The organism is Psychrobacter sp. 1U2, from assembly GCF_051847575.1.
This window is the reverse complement of the sequence record NZ_JBPYDC010000951.1, coordinates 1-761: the sequence shown is the minus strand read 5'-3', so window position 1 is coordinate 761 and position 761 is coordinate 1. Positions and strand designations below refer to the sequence as shown.

Sequence of the window (761 nt, the reverse complement as noted above, 5' to 3'; positions counted from 1 at the left end):
ATTTCAAACTGCATGGCGCATTATTTATGCACGCAGCACGAGATGAAGAATTTGCTGAAAAGCTAACTTCTGCCCTAGCAATTGTCGCTCCCAACTTAGCTATTTACTGCTTGGCAGACACAACAATTGATCATGCAGCAAAAAATGCTGGGTTACATAGAGTGCATGAGTTTTATGCAGATCGTGATTACGACGATGAAGGAAATCTTGTGTTTGTGCGCAAGATCAAGCCACTTGATCCTAAGATTGTGGCACAAAAAGTATTACGTGCCTGCCAGCATAATGAAGTAGAGTCAATTAATGGCCAGCTATTAACGGTTAAATTCGATTCTGTATGTATTCACAGTGACACTCCAGGCGCCCTTTCACTGATAAAAGCAGTACGAGCAGCTCTTGATAACGCGGGTATCGAGGTAGCGGCTCCTTAACTTTCATTAATAATAATTTCAAGGAAGAAGGAAAATCATCATGAAAAATCTCGAAATTGAAGAATTAACTATTGCTGATATGCAGACGCACCTTAAGAATGGATCGCTTACTGTTCGAGGTCTGGTTGAAGCATACCTCGACCGAATCGAAGCCATTGACAGATCTGGTCCTACTCTTAACTCTATCATTACTATTAATCCACTCGCGCTCGATGAAGCCGATCGCCTTGATTCACATTTTGCAGAAACAGGAGAGTTTGTTGGGGCGTTGCATGGCGTACCGGTGCTTGTAAAAGATCAGATAGAAACCAAAGATATGATGACGACCTTTGG

The 761-nt window shown here is 42.2% G+C and carries 2 protein-coding genes; both read left to right on the top strand.

Annotation, left to right across the window (positions count from 1 at the left end):
* On the top strand, positions 1–428 hold a 428-nt coding region (locus ACS8FD_RS19745; RefSeq protein WP_439277116.1), incomplete at its 5' end, for a LamB/YcsF family protein.
* Positions 429–468: 40 nt separating this feature from the next.
* Positions 469–761 (top strand): amidase family protein (locus ACS8FD_RS19740; RefSeq protein ID WP_439277115.1); only part of this gene is annotated, 293 nt, incomplete at its 3' end.